Source organism: Corynebacterium lipophiloflavum DSM 44291, assembly GCF_000159635.1.
Classification (GTDB): Bacteria; Actinomycetota; Actinomycetes; order Mycobacteriales; family Mycobacteriaceae; genus Corynebacterium; species Corynebacterium lipophiloflavum.
Genome location: NZ_GG667191.1, coordinates 128,700 through 143,155 on the forward strand (window position 1 = coordinate 128,700; position 14,456 = coordinate 143,155).

Annotated in this window: 14 protein-coding genes; 6 read left to right on the top strand and 8 right to left on the bottom strand. The window is 66.0% G+C overall.

All coding sequences use genetic code 11. The annotated features are described in order from the left end of the window. Nucleotides 1–56 precede the first annotated feature (56 nt). The 3 genes from HMPREF0298_RS00580 to HMPREF0298_RS00590 all read right to left on the bottom strand — a co-directional run bounded on the left by HMPREF0298_RS00580 (nucleotide 57) and on the right by HMPREF0298_RS00590 (nucleotide 2,290). Nucleotides 57–260, bottom strand: coding sequence for a cold-shock protein (locus HMPREF0298_RS00580; RefSeq protein WP_006839123.1), 204 nt, complete (start codon nucleotides 258–260; stop codon nucleotides 57–59). A 169-nt stretch (nucleotides 261–429) separates the two neighbouring features. Next, the gene (locus HMPREF0298_RS00585) at nucleotides 430–1,254 is read right to left on the bottom strand and encodes a serine hydrolase (RefSeq protein ID WP_050758224.1); all 825 of its coding nucleotides are present in this window, start codon (nucleotides 1,252–1,254) and stop codon (nucleotides 430–432) included. Nucleotides 1,255–1,264: 10 nt separating this feature from the next. Continuing rightward, nucleotides 1,265–2,290: an App1 family protein phosphatidate phosphatase gene (locus tag HMPREF0298_RS00590; RefSeq protein ID WP_040422106.1), complete on the bottom strand. Its 1,026-nt coding sequence runs from the start codon at nucleotides 2,288–2,290 to the stop codon at nucleotides 1,265–1,267. Between the two features lie 57 nt (nucleotides 2,291–2,347). Between HMPREF0298_RS00590 and amn the strand changes: the two genes are divergently transcribed. From amn to HMPREF0298_RS00610, 4 genes are read left to right on the top strand one after another with little or no spacing between them, the layout of a single operon-like run. Further along, on the top strand, nucleotides 2,348–3,739 hold the full coding sequence (gene amn / locus HMPREF0298_RS00595; protein WP_006839126.1) for an AMP nucleosidase: 1,392 nt from the start codon (nucleotides 2,348–2,350) through the stop codon (nucleotides 3,737–3,739). Continuing rightward, a complete protein-coding gene (locus tag HMPREF0298_RS00600; protein WP_006839127.1) occupies nucleotides 3,739–4,674 on the top strand; it encodes a Sir2 family NAD-dependent protein deacetylase in 936 nt (311 codons plus the stop codon). Before amn ends, HMPREF0298_RS00600 begins: the two co-directional genes overlap by 1 nt. Nucleotides 4,675–4,679: 5 nt before the next feature. Beyond that, on the top strand, nucleotides 4,680–5,267 hold the full coding sequence (locus HMPREF0298_RS00605) for an HAD family hydrolase (protein WP_006839128.1): 588 nt from the start codon (nucleotides 4,680–4,682) through the stop codon (nucleotides 5,265–5,267). Continuing rightward, nucleotides 5,264–5,788: a gamma carbonic anhydrase family protein gene (locus HMPREF0298_RS00610; RefSeq protein WP_006839129.1), complete on the top strand. Its 525-nt coding sequence runs from the start codon at nucleotides 5,264–5,266 to the stop codon at nucleotides 5,786–5,788. Before HMPREF0298_RS00605 ends, HMPREF0298_RS00610 begins: the two co-directional genes overlap by 4 nt. On the opposite strand, the gene HMPREF0298_RS00615 is transcribed toward HMPREF0298_RS00610, so the two are convergent. Continuing rightward, on the bottom strand, nucleotides 5,744–6,811 hold the full coding sequence (locus HMPREF0298_RS00615) for an ROK family transcriptional regulator (RefSeq protein WP_006839130.1): 1,068 nt from the start codon (nucleotides 6,809–6,811) through the stop codon (nucleotides 5,744–5,746). The genes HMPREF0298_RS00610 and HMPREF0298_RS00615 overlap by 45 nt on opposite strands. Nucleotides 6,812–6,923: 112 nt before the next feature. Between HMPREF0298_RS00615 and HMPREF0298_RS00620 the strand changes: the two genes are divergently transcribed. Then, nucleotides 6,924–8,582: a DUF885 domain-containing protein gene (locus HMPREF0298_RS00620; RefSeq protein ID WP_006839131.1), complete on the top strand. Its 1,659-nt coding sequence runs from the start codon at nucleotides 6,924–6,926 to the stop codon at nucleotides 8,580–8,582. Here HMPREF0298_RS00620 and HMPREF0298_RS00625 read toward each other — a convergent pair. Beyond that, nucleotides 8,544–9,611 (bottom strand): AbrB family transcriptional regulator, encoded by a 1,068-nt coding sequence (locus HMPREF0298_RS00625; protein ID WP_006839132.1) that lies wholly within the window; start codon nucleotides 9,609–9,611, stop codon nucleotides 8,544–8,546. The two genes, HMPREF0298_RS00620 and HMPREF0298_RS00625, sit on opposite strands and share 39 nt — an antisense overlap. Before the next feature lie 57 nt (nucleotides 9,612–9,668). Here HMPREF0298_RS00625 and HMPREF0298_RS00630 point away from each other — a divergent pair, with 57 nt between their 5' ends. Next, nucleotides 9,669–10,271: a TetR/AcrR family transcriptional regulator gene (locus HMPREF0298_RS00630; protein ID WP_006839133.1), complete on the top strand. Its 603-nt coding sequence runs from the start codon at nucleotides 9,669–9,671 to the stop codon at nucleotides 10,269–10,271. Here the strand turns inward: HMPREF0298_RS00630 and HMPREF0298_RS00635 are convergent. The 3 genes from HMPREF0298_RS00635 to HMPREF0298_RS00645 all read right to left on the bottom strand — a co-directional run. After that, nucleotides 10,242–11,711, bottom strand: coding sequence for a basic amino acid/polyamine antiporter (locus HMPREF0298_RS00635; RefSeq protein ID WP_006839134.1), 1,470 nt, complete (start codon nucleotides 11,709–11,711; stop codon nucleotides 10,242–10,244). The two genes, HMPREF0298_RS00630 and HMPREF0298_RS00635, sit on opposite strands and share 30 nt — an antisense overlap. A gap of 65 nt (nucleotides 11,712–11,776) precedes the next feature. Beyond that, complete coding sequence (locus tag HMPREF0298_RS00640; protein WP_245527419.1) at nucleotides 11,777–12,844, bottom strand: Fic family protein; 1,068 nt, start codon at nucleotides 12,842–12,844, stop codon at nucleotides 11,777–11,779. A 379-nt stretch (nucleotides 12,845–13,223) separates the two neighbouring features. Then, the coding region (locus HMPREF0298_RS00645; RefSeq protein WP_006839136.1) for an ATP-dependent helicase C-terminal domain-containing protein at nucleotides 13,224–14,456 on the bottom strand (1,233 nt) is incomplete at its 5' end.

Here is a 14,456-nt window from a genome sequence, read left to right on the forward strand (position 1 = left end):
TCGACAACGCAAAAACCGCCGCACCTTAAAAAAGTGCGGCGGTGGTTCGGTAGCTCTTAGAGGGCTACGACCTGCTGGGCCTGAGGGCCCTTGGCGCCCTCGCCGACCACGTACTCGACCTGCTGGTTCTCCTCAAGGTTGCGGTAGCCGCTGCCCTGGATCTCGGAGAAGTGGACGAACACGTCCGTGGAGCCGTCGTTGGGAGCGATGAAGCCGAAGCCCTTGTCGCCGTTGAACCATTTCACAGTACCCTGTGCCATATTTTTTACCTTCAAGTTTCTTCTGGTGATGCTACGAGCGGCAACATGATTCACTGCCACTGCGAGTCGGAAACGACGTTAAATCTCTGCGAGCACGTGAATCTTGGTTCAGCACTATGCAACAAATTGCGACTGCGCTCAAGCTTGTCACACTTTGCGCCTGGGGTCGCTACCGGGGGCGAACCGCTACCCCCAGCTGCTCAGCCAAAACGGCTGTGAGCTGGTCCAATGCCTCGATGGTATCCGCGTAGGAACCTTCCGGCGAGCGCGCCGCGATGGCAACGCCGAGCGCGGCGCCATCCATAGGCACGAAGCCAAACTGGCGCGAGTGCCACGACCCGTCCAGCCGGTCACCGCTCCAGCCGCCCTTGAACGCCGCGTCGTCGAGCGCGCCCAGGCCCCACTGCTGCTCATCGACCACGTTGTGCATGGCGATGATCACCTCGTTGTCTTCGTCACGAGTGGACAGGTACCAGCCGTAGCGCGCCGCCGAGGCCAAGGGCCAGTCGGAGCGGCCGAAGGCGCTGTTGACATCGATGGTGGCGCCGGCCTCGGCGACCTCTTCCTCGACGTGCTGCGTGCCCACGCACTGCAGCAGCGTGCTCGCGGAGTCGTTGTCAGACCATTCGATGGAGGCCTCAATGAGCGTCTCCAGTGCCGCATCACTTACGTCGCAGTGCTGTTGGGCCGCCAACGCGATCGGCACTTTGACCGTGGACCACGACGGCAGGGTGGCGATGGTGCCGGTGTAGCCGTTGACGTGGCCGTCGTAAAGCGAAATGCCCAGCTCCGTGCCGGTTTCCTCCTCAATGGCGTCGAGGTTGTCGCGCAGCGCCTGCAAGGTACCGGTGACATCGAACACCTCAGGGGAGGCGGCAGTGGAGTAGGCGGGGGTGGGTGCCGGCGCAGGTTCCGGCACGGGTGCCGCTGCGCAGCCAGAGGCGAAGAACAGGGCAATGAGCGGACTCGCCAGGGACGCCGCACGCGTAATCACGGCGAAAATATTAAACCGTGCGGCGAAGTTTGTCCCATTCAGATACGAGAGCGTATCCATCGGTGCCGGAAATTGAGGGAGTGCCTTGGTAGTTGCCTGGCTGCTGGATGGTGGTGGTGCTGCCGTGGGCGAGGATGTGCTCGGTGGGGGAGAGCTCGCGAATGGCCACCAGCTCCACCTTGTCGGGGTGCTCGAAGACGACATCGGAGTAGATCATCGGGTCGTGTTGGCCGTCGTCGCCGACGAGCGTCCAGGTGATGTTGGGGAAGTCGATGATCAGGTTGCGCAGCTGAACGCGCTTGTGTTCCGGGCCCGAGCGGAACAGGCCGGTCTGGGTGGGGCCCCAATCCGTCAGCAGGAGCGGGCCGCGCGGCAGGCCGTGGCGCTCGATGAAGTCCACCAAGGTGTCGTAGGTATTCCACGCGCCCGTGGAGAGGTAAAAAACGGGATCGGACGAGCCGCGCATCGCCTCAAAGAAGTGCGCCATGCCGGCCACAGGCTGGCGGGTGTTGGTCTTTTTCACCCATGAGTTCCATGCCGCGAGCACCGCGCGCGGCAGCATCGTGACCATGATGGTGTCGTCCACGTCCGAAATGATGGCGCGGGTGACCTCGTCGGAGATGATGTGCACCGGCGCGACCTCGCGGCTTTCGCCCAGGGCGACGCTGACCGTGGCGTCGTGCCAGCCCGGTCCGAGACCGTGGTCGAGGATGAGAACCTCGAAGTAGCCCTCGTCGTTGGTGCGGGCGTCGATGCGCTGGCTGCCAAGCTCGACCGTGACGGCGGCGTCCGGCACCGGGGTGGTGATGAACTGTCGCCAGCCGCGCTGCGCCGTTGGGTCGGCATTGTCGTTGTTTTCGGCGTGGCTGCCCGCGGGATCCACCATCAGAACCCTGCCCACCACGCGTGCGCGCTCGGGGCTGCCGTAGCCGGTGAACCCCGTGGCTCGCGGCTGCCATCCCGCGCGCGCGTGACGACGCACCTGGGAACGCACCAGGCGCCTTTCAGCTGACCACACAACATCCGCTAGACCCATGAGCACCAAGAATACTGGGAAGGGTCCACGGCGCGGGTTTTGAGTACGCTGGCGCCCATGGAGAGGGTCGAAAGCGTTGAGGAGAGCGTCGAGAAGCTGATCAAGCTCTATGAAGCGTCGTGCGACCTCGCGCGCGAGGTCATCGCATCGGGCGACTACTCGGGCTACGACGCCGTGCGATACCCGAAGATCGCCGTTGAGGTCACGCAGTGGGTGCCGGTGGATCGCCGAGAACCGTTCGGATACGTCGACGAGGCGGGAACGTACAGCGCAGCGGTGTCGCGCCCGGACCTCATGGCCGCGTACCTGACCAACCAGCTGCGCGCGCTGTGCTCGAACTACCCGTGCGAAATCCGCGTCGGCTACTCCGACACCCGCATCCCGCCGGAGTACATTCGCGGAATCAAGGGGCTCAGCGAGGTGCGCGCCTCGTTCGCCGATTCCGTCCCGCGCCCGACGCTTGACGACGTCCACGATGGCATCATCGACGGCGAGTGGGACTCCTTCCACGGCGCGGAGAAACCCCTGTTCCACTTCGGGCCGCAGCGCTTCGACATCGCCTGCGCGCGTATCGAGCACTACACGGGCATCCCGGTTGATACGGTGCAGCGCTACATTCTGTTTACCAATTACGCGATGCACACCCGCGAGTTCGTCGCTTTCGGGCTGCGCGCGATGGAACAGCCCGACTCCCGCTACACCCGCCTGGTCCTGCCCGCGGGCGAGGTCGAGCCGGGGGAAAACCCCGGGGATGTGGACCTCGGCTCCCCGCGTCAGATGCCGCGCTACGACCTGGTCACCGATAACGGCGACGGCATCACGATGATCAACATCGGGGTCGGCCCGTCGAACGCGAAGACAATCACCGATTGCCTCGCGGTGTTGCGCCCGGAGGCGTGGATCATGATCGGCCACTGCGCGGGCATGGACGGGCGGATGCGCATCGGGGACCTGATCCTGGGCAACGCCTACGAGCGCCACGACAACGTTCTCGACGCCCACATCCGCCGCGACCAGCCCATTCCCGCCGTGCCCGAGATCCAGCGCACCCTGGAAAAAACCGTCGAGACGATTTACGGCGAGGACCCTTCGCTGATGCGCACCGGAACCGTGCTGTCGACGGGGGACCGCAACTGGGAGTGGAAGTCCCCGCAGGAGCTGTGGAACTGGCTGCGTGGCTCGACGGCGGCCGCCGTGGACATGGAGTCGTGCACCATCGCCGCCAACGGGTACCGCTACCGCGTGCCGTACGGCACCTTGCTCGCGGTCTCGGACCTGCCGCTGCACGCCGTGCCCAAGCTGCCGGCCGCCGCGCAGGCCTTCTATTCCAACTCGAAGGAGGCCCACGTGATGTGCGCGGTCAAGGCGATGGAGAAGCTGGCGAAGAGCCCGGAGCGCCTGCGCACGCGCAAGCTGCGCCGCACAATAGGGGAAGTGCCGTTTCGCTGATGGAGTTTTCTGACCCTGCGGTGCAGATGGCGCACCGCAGCGCGATTCGTTCCATTGAGCGCGTCGTTTATGAAACGGTCACCCCGACCGACCCCGCTGCGGCGCTTGACCGGGTGGTGAGCATGCTGCGCCACCCGCGGGTGCTCGTGCTCACGGGCGCCGGCATCTCCACCGAGTCCGGCATCCCCGATTACCGCTCGCCGGGCGGAAGGCTGACCAAGGGGCGCCCGATGACGTACCAGGAGTTCGCGCACTCGCCGACTGCGGTGCGCCGCTACTGGGCCCGCGCCTTCGTCGGGATCCGCTTCATGCGCGCCGCCAAGCCCAACCGCGCCCACTTCGCGCTGGTGGAGCTGGAGCGTGCCGGGCTGCTCAGCGGCATCGTCACCCAAAACGTCGACGGGCTCCACCGCGAGGCGGGCAGCGAGGGCGTTATCGCCCTGCACGGCGACATGGATTGCGTTGTCTGCCTCGATTGCCGGTCGCGCGAGCAGCGCGAGCTTTTCGACACCCGCCTGACCGCCGCGAACCCCGGGTACGTGGAATCGGTCGTCGTCACGGGTTCGATGCTCAACCCCGACGGCGACATCGAACTGCGCTCCACCGATGTCGAGCGCTTCCGCATGGTGCCGTGCAGCTCGTGCGGCTCCACGCGCGTCAAACCGGACGTGGTCTACTTCGGCGAGAACGTGCCGCGGACGCGCCGGGCGCGGGCGGCCGAGATGCTGCAGAACTCCACCGGTGTCATCGCGATGGGCACCTCCCTGGCCGTGATGAGCGGCTACCGGCTCGTTCTCGACGCGCTCGCCCAGGGCAAGGAGGTAGCCGTGATCAACGCCGGGCCGGGCCGCGCCGACCCGAAGGTTGACGTGGTGTGGCGCGCAAATGTCGGCGACGCGCTCGGGCTTGTTCTAGACGGCCTCGACTACGCTTGAGAGGCATGGACGCTCTACTTTTCGGGCTTTCCGGCGTTGCGTTGGAGCCCAGGACGACGACCGCGCGTGCGCGGGTCGAACATGCCGCGGGCGCGTTGGACCCGGAGCGGTTCTGGACGGTGTACGAGGATTTGAGGCCCTCCTACAACGTCGGCGACGTCTCCGATATCCGCTGGTGGCAGCAGGTGGCCATCCGCGCCGGGATTGATGACATCGATGTCCACGAGGCGGTCGCGGCGGATGTGGACACTCTGTTGGAGCCGCGCCGCGCCGTGGTGGAGTGCCTGCTCGAGCTTGTCGACGCCGGCTGGACGTGCGGGGTCGTCGACAACGCCCCGCCGGTTGTCGCGTCTCACCTGCGCAGTACCCACCCGTGGCTCGGCGAGCTTGACGCGGTGACCTTCTCCTGCGACATCGGGGTGGCGAAACCGGACGCGGCCGTCTACCGGGTGGCAGTGGATGCGATGGGCGCGAAACTGGCCTCCACCGTGTACTTCGACCACCGTGAGCAGTGGGTTGAGGCGGCGGCGCACCTTGGAATGCGGGCGGTCCTTTTCACCGACCCGGCGGACGTGAGAAAGGCACTGGCATGATCTACAGCTTCGAGTCAAAGGTTCCCTCGATCCACCCGAGCGCCTACATCGCGCCGGAGGCGACGATCATCGGCGACGTCACCATCGCCGAGGATGTCAGCGTGTGGCCGGGGGCGGTGATCCGCGGGGACGTGGGCCCGATCAGGATCGGGGCGCGCTCCAACATCCAGGACGGTTGCGTCCTCCACGTCGACACGGGCGGCGAGACGGTGCTTGAGGAGGACGTCACGGTCGGCCACCTCGCGATGGTCCATTCCTGCTACATCGAGTCGGCCTGCCTGATCGGGATGAGCGCGACCGTGCTGTCGCGCTCCCGTGTCGGTGAGGGCAGCATCATCGCCGGGGGAGCGGTGGTGCTTCAGTGCCAGGAGATTGCCCGCTTCAGCGTCGCGGCCGGGGTGCCGGCGAAGGTGCGCAAGGAGCTCGAGGAGACCACGCGGGCTGAGCGGGTGCGCCACGCCGCGTCCTACGTGGAGCTAGGGCGCCGCCACCGCGAGGGGCTCGCGAAGCACGAAATCTAGCGCCACGGCGCGGGCAATGTCGCGCACCACCTCGCGGTGGGTCGGGATCATCCGCAGGTCAGCGTCGACGCCTGCGGCCCGCACGCTGCGGGCGAACGGTGCGGGGGCCAGTGGGTCGTCGATAAACGCGCTGCCGGCGACGACGATGGTCGACGGCGCGTGCTGCGAGCTGAGCTGCGCGGCGAGTTCACCGAGCTCGTGGGCGCGGTCGTCGAGCGCGCCCCGCGTGGTGTGCTTGTGGGTTGAGTCCGTCACGGCGTCGCGAAGCGTGCGGATGCTCGGCTCCCCGATGGTGTCGATGAGCCCCTGCGTGGTCAGGTCGTCGCGGGTGACGATGACGGGGAGCACGCCTTCCTCGGTGGAGACGGCGCAGCCGATGGAGTCGTCGGCGAACAGTGCCATGACGGCCTCGTCGGCAAGCGAGGGCGTGGACTGGATCTCCGAGCCGACGATCGCGGCGGCGGCGGAGGTGACCACGACGGGCACGGAGAACTGCTCGCGCAGCTGCGCCCCGATCTTAACGTCGCGCCACCCGAGGTTCGGTGCGTAGACCTCGCCGTCGCCGGTGACGCTGCCGGAGGTGGTCACGCCCACGGTGGCGAGCGGGCGGCTCACGCCGGTGGTCAGGCGGTTGAGGATGGCCATGATGCGCTGGATAAAGTCGTCCTGGCTCTCCCCGGCGACCTCGACATCGATGTCGACGCTGCGCACCGTGCGGCCCTTCAAGTCGAATAGTGCGATGTAGGTCGACAGCGTGCCCACGGCGATCCCGGCGTGCAGGGCGCGCGGTTCCGACAGCTCCAGCGGGACGGTGGGACGGCCGCGTCCTGCGGCGCGGGTAAGGTCGGTGCGTTCCGTGACGTATCCCGCTTTAACCAGGGCGGCGACGGCGCGGGTGATCGTGGGCTGGCTCAGCCCGGTTTTTGCGACCAGCTCGCTTCTCGACGTCAGCTCTCCCAGCCTGATCAGGTGCAGGCACTTCGCCGCCGGGCTCGACGGGCGGGAGAAGGGAAACGAGGTCATGTGAATATAATAGCAACCGTCTAGACCGCTTTGTCCATTCGGGCTAGACAAAGCGTGGCGGTGAGGCGCTGGCCTTCACGGATAGAAGAATTCTGCGTTAGACTTTGCCCTCATGACGTCTGCTCAAACTGGGAGGGCCCCCTCTCTGCTCGACGCGACCTGTGAGGATTTCGTCTACGACCTCGTCGCGCTCTCCCCAACCCTGGGTTCGAGAATCGGGATTGAGGGCCACGACCACGACCTCCAGGATTTCAGTCCCGCACACTGGGAAAGGGTGGCCAACCGGATCCGCGACCTACTCGCGGACGTCGACGCGATCAACGACTGCACTGACGAATGCGACGACGACGACGATTTCGACCACGTGGACACGCTCACCGCGGCGATCTTGCGCGACCGCATGACCCAGGAGCTGGACTTGCACCACCGCGGCGAAGACCTGCGGATGCTCAACAACATCGACTCGCCTGTTCAGCGCATCCGGGACAGCTTGCGCCTGATGCCGAAGCAGAGCGCCGACGACATCGCCAACGTCGAGTCCCGCCTGTCCAAGGTGGCCGCCGCGCTGGCCGGCTACCGCGAGTCGCTGGCTGAGGCGGCCAGCCAGGGTGATGTAGCCACCCACCGCCAGATCGACGCCGTCATCAGCCAGTGTGAAGCGCTCGGCGATGAAGGCTCGAGGCTCGAGCGTCTCGGCGTCGCACCGGAATCGACGGTGGTCAACGACGCCAAGAACGCCTTCCAGGACATGGCAGACTGGCTGTCGACGGAGCTCTCGCCGATGGCGCCGCACGACGACGGTGTGGGCCGCGAGCGCTACGAGTTCCTCTCCCAGTTCTTTCTCGGCCGCAAGGTCGACCTGGACGAAACCTATGAGTGGGCGATTGAGAGTCTGCGTGAGCTGGTCGAGGAGCAGTCGAAGCTGACCCGCGCCATGTTCGATGCGCCCACCACGATCCACGCGGCGTACCGCAAGCTCAACGAGGACAAGCGCTACACCCTGCGCTCCTCCGATGAGTTGCTCGACTGGATGGTCGAGACCACCCGCGAGGCCTACGATGTACTGCGCGACAACTGCTTCACCATTCCCCATGGCGTGGAGCGGTTGGATTGCGCGATCGATCACACGGGCAGTGGCGGGCTGCACTACATCCCGCCGAGCGACGACATGGTCCGCCCCGGCACCCTGTGGTGCTCCATGCCCGAGGGCAGTCAGGCGCTGCACACCTGGCACGAGCTGACCCACATCTTCCACCAGGGCGCGCCCGGCCACCACGTGCAGTCCGCGACGGCGCTAAGCGAGCGCGGCAACCTGAACTTGTGGCGCCGCAGCGTCAACGCAAACGCTGCGCACTCCGAGGGCTGGGCGCTGTACGCCGAGCACCTGATGGATTCCTACGGCTTTTTCGAGGACCCGGCCAAACGTCTTGGCCACCTCGACTCGAGGCGACTGCAGCTCGCCCGCGTTATCGTTGACATCGGTGTCCATCTGCACAAGAAGACGCCGGACAAGACCGGCGTGTGGGATGCCCAGTACGCCAAGGCGTTCCTGCGCGACAACACCGCCATGACTGAGACCCGCCTCAGCTTCGAGCTGGACCGCTACATGGGGTGGCCGGGGCAGGCCGCCGCCTACGCCGTGGGCTACCGCGCCTGGCTGAAGCTTCGCGACGCGGCGCTTGCCCAAGGCACCACGCTGCGCGAATTCCACGACCGCGCCCTGCGCCTCGGTTCAATGCCGATGGACCTCTTGGCCCAGGAAATCCTGTAGGCGCTTGAGCAGCTTCGGCAGGTAGGCGGCGAACAGCAGCACCCCGCACAGCCGGATGAGCTGGATCGCGATCACTGCCGGCCCCGCGCCGCCTTCCGCTGAGAGCGCCAGCACTGTCTCGATCGCGCCGGGGCTGGTGGCGAGGTAGCCCTCGTAGTAGGTGATATCCAGCCACGCCGAGACCACCCAGCCCACGGCGGCGCACGCGCCCATCAGCGCCACGATGTAGGTCACGGTGACCGGCAGCAACCGCGCGAACAACCTCAGGGCGGCAACGTTGAGGCCGCCGCCGCACAGCCACCCGATCGCGAGGAAGGCGACGATCGTGATCGCCGGCGGCGGGGTCAGGGGGGCGTCGATAAGCGAGGCGACGACGGCGGTGAGCGTCAGCGGACCGAACACCTTCGAGTTCGGCATGTGGAGCAGTGTGCCCAGCGGCTGGCCCACCGCGACGAGCGCGGGAATCAGCAGCCAGACCCACCAGGCGCTGGCTTCGGGGGCGTGGCCCGTCCCGCCGGGCGCGGTGAGAAACGCGGCCACCAGCGGCAGGGTCACCGAGACGGCCAAAAGACGCAGGTACTGCGACAGCGCCACATAGCGCGGGTCCCCGCCGACATCCTCGGCGATCGCGGGCATCATCGACGCCCCGCCCGCAAGCAGGGAGAGGATCCCCGTCTCGCGCGACACACCGTGCTTGGCCAAAAATAGGCCTCCGGCAAACGCGAGGCCCACCGTCACCACCGCGACCATCACGCCCGGAGCGAGGTAGCCGAGCAGCTCACGCGGGGGCACGTTGGCCAGCGACAGCGCCGCGATGACCCCGATGATGCCGCGGGCGGCCGAGAGGATGCGTGGGTCGACGGGCAGATCACGCCCGCTGGCCAGCGCCATTGCGCCGGAGGCGAGGATCGCGCCGAGGATCCAGGCCACCGGGACCCCGAGGCGCGAGAGCACGAAGCCGAGCGCGACCGAGGCGGGAGCGACGATCAGCCATCTGAGCCATGTGTGCACTCGAGCGATGATACTCACGCAGTGAATTTTCCTATATCTAAGTTTTCGCTCCTATAGATGTGTCATTATTAGCCAATGACCAACACTGAGACGCCGGTTCGAGGTCAGCGGCCAAAGCGCCGGGCAGCGACCGAGGAGAAGATTGTCCGCTCCGTGCTCAAACTCGCGCGCGAAAAGGGGTTCCCGGCGGTGACCATTGACGCCGTTGTGGCAGATTCCGGAGTGGCCAAGACCACCATCTACAGGCGCTACAACGATCGCATCGACATGCTTATCGACGCCCTACGCCGGGTCACGCTGGAAATCCCTACGGAGTACCCCACCACGCAGAAGGGGTTCGAGCAGTACCTGGCCAGCGTTCAGGACCACCTGGAGAACAAGATCGGCATCCGACTGATCGGCGCCACGGTGTCGAGCTCCGACGAATTTATCGGCGAGTGGCGCGAGCGCGTCGTCTCCGAACTGCTCGACGGTTTCGCGCGCTACTACCGCAAGGGCGTTGAGGTGGGTAGCTTCTCGCCCGACGTCAACGGCGGCGTCATCGCCACCATGGTGGTGGGCAGCGTGGTCATGCGCACGGCGTTCGACCTACGCGACAAAAAGGCCCACGCCCGCGCGATGGCGGAGATGCTGTGGCCGATTGTCGCGTCAGCCAAAAGCAAGGGTGCCATTGAGTAAGCCGGTGACGGCGACGATTGCGCCGGCGACGACGATCACCACGACGGCCCACTCGAAACCGTTGAACAGCTTCTCTCGCCTGCTCAGCCGCGTCAGCACGTAAGGGACAAGCCCAGGAACGACGGCGAGCGCGCCGAAAAGCACGTAAACGGGGTCGGCGGCGTAGATCAGCCACAGCGAGTAGATGACGCCGAGGACGCCGACGGCGAGGTGCACACGGTTGGAGGAGGCCGCGACGGCGGGCCCGGAGTCGTCGAAACGCGTGCCCGCGTGCGGGTGGGTCAGGCCCTTGCCGCGCACGGCGAGCAGGACGAGGTAGAGCGCCGAGAAGATGTACGGCAGCAGGTACATGATGGTCGCGAGCTGCACCATGGAGGTGTACGAGGCCTCGCTGACGTAGAAGATAATCACGAAGGCCTGGATCACCGCGGTGGAGATGAGCTGGGCGGTCACCGGTGCGCCGGCCGAGTTGGTGCGGCCGAGGCGGGTGGGCAGCAGACCGTCGTTGGCCATCATCACGATCGGCTCCGCGCACAGCATCTGCCACGACACGTAGGCCCCCAGCACGGACAGGCACAGACCGATTGAAATCAGCGCGCCTCCGGCCGGGCCGATGGCCGCCTCGAGGACCGCGCCCATGGAATTCTCCGGCAGGGCGGCGAGCTCCTCGCGGCTGAGCACGCCGTAGGACAGAGTGGACACGGCGACGAGGAGACCGAGCACGGAGAGGAAGCCGATGACGGTGGCGCGGCCGACGTCGCCACGCGTGCGCGCCTGCTTGGAGTACACGCTCGCTCCCTCGATGCCGATGAATACCCACACCGTAAACAGCATGATGCCCTGGAGCTGCTCGCTAAACGACGCCCCCGAGCGCTCACCCCAGAAGTCGAGGGTGAAGGTGTCCCAGCTGAAACCGAGGAAGGCGACCAGGACGATGAAGGATACGATGGGCACTAGTTTGGCCACCGTGGTCACCACGTTCATCAGCGCGGCCTGCTTCACGCCGCGGGTGAGAGCGGCGAAGATCACCCACGTCAGCGCGGATGTCGCCACCGCGAGCACCAAGTTGTTCCTCAGCACCGGCACGTAATGGCCGATGGTGGAGAAGAACAGGTTGGCGTAGCCCACCTGCGCAATCACCGAGCCCAACCAGTACCCCCAGCCCGAGGTGAAGCCGATGAAGTCGCCCAGGCCCGCGCGGACGTAGGAATACACCCCGGAATCCAGGTTCGGCTTGCGCAGGGCGAGGATCTGGAAGACAAAGGCGATGGAAAGCATGCCCACGCCGGCGATTGCCCACCCGACGAGCATCGCGCCGGGGCCGGCCACCGAGGCGATGTTTTGGGGCAGGGCGAAGATCCCGGACCCGATGGTGGAGCCGATGATCAGCGAGACCAGGGTCCACTGCGTGACAGTGTGGGTCTTCGAGTCCGTCGTCATGTCCGTCGACAATAGTGGGGGAACTCAATTAAAGAAAATGGATGCGGTGGTGTTCCTGCGCAGCCTCACGGTGCCTGACGGCGCCCACCGCGGGAAGCGAACTCGTCGAGCAGGTCGAGGACCTCGACAGCCCGCCATGCTCGCGTCCGTTTATCCAGCATCGCCGTTGCCAGGATTCCCGTGCCCTCCAGCGCATCCAGTGCCTTGCGCGCGCTGACCTGCGTTGTGTTCAACTCCTCGGCAACAATCCTGGACGTTACCACCGGGCGTCGCAGCAACAAAGGTATGAGCTGCCACACGAGCGCATCACCACGTGCGCTCACTTCCCCCTCCCACTCACCCTTCAAGGCATTGAGCTCGGCTGCAAGCCATGTACCGCGCTCCACAGCGCTGATGGCCGAGTGGATGAAGACATCAATGATCTCCTGTGGCCGGCCTTCCCTGTAGGAGTCGAGCGCCTTGAAATAGGAGTCGATATCGGTCAGGAGGCCCGCAGAGAGGGGCAGTGATGTTTCCCTGGTGAGACCGCGCTGGCGTAGCAGCACATGAACGAGGGCGCGCCCTGTCCGGCCGTTGCCGTCGGCAAATGGGTGGATAGTCTCGAACTGCGCGTGTGCAAGAGCGGCGTGAACGAGGATCGGGAGGTCTCGCCTTGCCACGAATGCCTCGAGATCCTCCATGAGTGCGGGAAGGTGACTGTGGTGCGGGGGCACGAACAGTGCGTCGCGAGGGTAGAAGTCGTGGCCCCCGATCCACACCGGTTGTTGGCGTAGGACGCCGGCGATCTCCGGGGCAGAATCCCGCAGCAAGACGTCATGCATATAAAGGAGCGTGCTTGTCGACGCCCCTTCGATCGACGCTGCCTCCTGCATTTGCCGTGTGTTCGCCACAATCAACCGCGCGTTGGTGCCGGCGAGTTCGGTGAGCTCTGCTTCCAGGATCCGCCGAGCCGATGAGGTGAGCTGTTCGATCTGGCTGGATGCAAACGACTCGCTGCGCAGCAAAAGGGGGGTGAACGGGACGATGCGGTGAGCGTGACTGAGGTCGAATTCCTTGACCGCGAGAGTCGCTGTTTCTAGCAGCGTTGTGGTCTCCGCATCGAGATTGACCTGCGCATCTGCGATGCGGGGCACTACTGCGCTTTTGTACGTCAACGGAGCGTTGCGCGCAGTGCGGCGAGACATCCCCCGCGACGATGAATGCCACGGCAGTTCCTCGTACTCGACAGACGGCCACACCATACGGCGATCATATCAGTCGATGTTTTCGCAGAAGCGAAAACGCACAATTTTACTGGCTCATAGTTTCGTGTCTGCGTAAAGAGACAAGCTTAGGATTCAGGTGCGTCGGGTGACTCCCTTGTCGACTCTATGGTGTTGCCCGCCTGCTCAACACGGACTGAAGGAAGGGCAGTGGATTGATTTCGGCGGCGTGACGTGCGCGAAGCCGGACAGTGAGTCACCGGTGTGCAATCCGCGGGTTGGGTAAGGGTGCCAGGAAGCGTCTGGTCTGTCACACCCTCCTCTTCGTCCGCGCCGTCGCCGTCGCCGTCCACGGGTCCTCCGGCCAGGGGTGCTTGGGGTAGCGCCCGCGCATCTCCTTGCGCACCTGCTGGTAGGGCCCGCTCCAAAAACTTGTCAGGTCATCCGTCACGGCCAGCTCGCGCCCGGCCGGAGAAAGCAAGTGGAACAGCACCTTCACGCCGCTACACGTCGGCGACTGCGCCAGCCCGAAGCATTCCTGCAGCTTTACCCGTACGATTGGCCGTCCTGTCGCATAATCCACCCGCGGGCGTGAGCCGCTCGGTACCTCGAGGCGCTCCGGGGCGAGCTCGTCCAGCCGCGCCGCCTCGGGCCAGGGGAGCTGCCGCATCAAGGCCGAGCGCATGTCGAGCCTGCTTATCGACGCCCCCTTGGCCAGCTCCGCGATCTCCGGCGAGTAGTCCCCCTCCTCGACATTCGGCCACGGCTCGCCGATCCGCTGATTCAAAAAGTCGAGGCGGTCCTTGAGCTGTTGCGCGCCCTCGTCCAGGGTAAACGCGTCAAAGTCGAGGTCGGCCAGTGCCTCGGCGGCCTCGTCCGGGGAGAGCTTTACCGGTGTTGAGGAAAGTTCAATAGCGCCGATCGCCCTGACCTTGCGGCCGCGCACCTTGCTACCCTCCAGGCTCGCACGGGTTTCCTCCGTGACGCGGTGGGTGGGTTCGTCGATGGGCGCCGCGGAGCGGATCATCGCTCCTTTTTGCGTGAGCTGGACCTCGGCGGCGGCGATCCATTCAGGTTGTCCCATCTGGGCGTCCAGAGTCGCGCGTGTGCCGCTGGCCAGCAGGTAGCCTTGATCGAGGCGCTTGGCCACCCACCCCGGGTAGGCCGTGGCGACGACCTCACCGGGGTCGACCGGGGCCGACGTGTGGACAAGCCGCTCGAGGCGCCGCACCTGGTTGCGCGGGGCACGCGCCCGCGATAGGTCGCCGCCCATCCCCTCCGCGAGCCCCGCGACGGTCTCCGCCGCTCCGCTTCCGTGGCGCAAAAGCGCCGCACCGAGCCGGGGATCCAGCGGCAGCGACGCGAGCTTCCGCCCGAACTCGGTGATGCCCGAACCATCCAGCGCACCGAGCTCTGTGAGGGTGGCCTTCGCATCCTGCATCGCCTGGGCCGGGGGTGGATCGAGAAGCGGCAGGTCGGGTGAGCCCCACGCCGCCATCGCCAGCGCGGCCGAGGTGAGGTCGCTGGTGGTGATCTCCGGGGC

Bases quoted from the DNA above. Each gene is read 5' to 3' on its own strand.
- HMPREF0298_RS00580 (WP_006839123.1), bottom strand. From the start codon at position 260: ATGGCACAGGGTACTGTGAAATGGTTCAACGGCGACAAGGGCTTCGGC.
- HMPREF0298_RS00590 (WP_040422106.1), bottom strand. From the start codon at position 2,290: ATGGGTCTAGCGGATGTTGTGTGGTCAGCTGAAAGGCGCCTGGTGCGT.
- amn (WP_006839126.1), top strand. From the start codon at position 2,348: ATGGAGAGGGTCGAAAGCGTTGAGGAGAGCGTCGAGAAGCTGATCAAG.
- HMPREF0298_RS00600 (WP_006839127.1), top strand. From the start codon at position 3,739: ATGGAGTTTTCTGACCCTGCGGTGCAGATGGCGCACCGCAGCGCGATT.
- HMPREF0298_RS00605 (WP_006839128.1), top strand. From the start codon at position 4,680: ATGGACGCTCTACTTTTCGGGCTTTCCGGCGTTGCGTTGGAGCCCAGG.
- HMPREF0298_RS00610 (WP_006839129.1), top strand. From the start codon at position 5,264: ATGATCTACAGCTTCGAGTCAAAGGTTCCCTCGATCCACCCGAGCGCC.
- HMPREF0298_RS00615 (WP_006839130.1), bottom strand. From the start codon at position 6,811: ATGACCTCGTTTCCCTTCTCCCGCCCGTCGAGCCCGGCGGCGAAGTGC.
- HMPREF0298_RS00620 (WP_006839131.1), top strand. From the start codon at position 6,924: ATGACGTCTGCTCAAACTGGGAGGGCCCCCTCTCTGCTCGACGCGACC.
- HMPREF0298_RS00630 (WP_006839133.1), top strand. From the start codon at position 9,669: ATGACCAACACTGAGACGCCGGTTCGAGGTCAGCGGCCAAAGCGCCGG.
- HMPREF0298_RS00635 (WP_006839134.1), bottom strand. From the start codon at position 11,711: ATGACGACGGACTCGAAGACCCACACTGTCACGCAGTGGACCCTGGTC.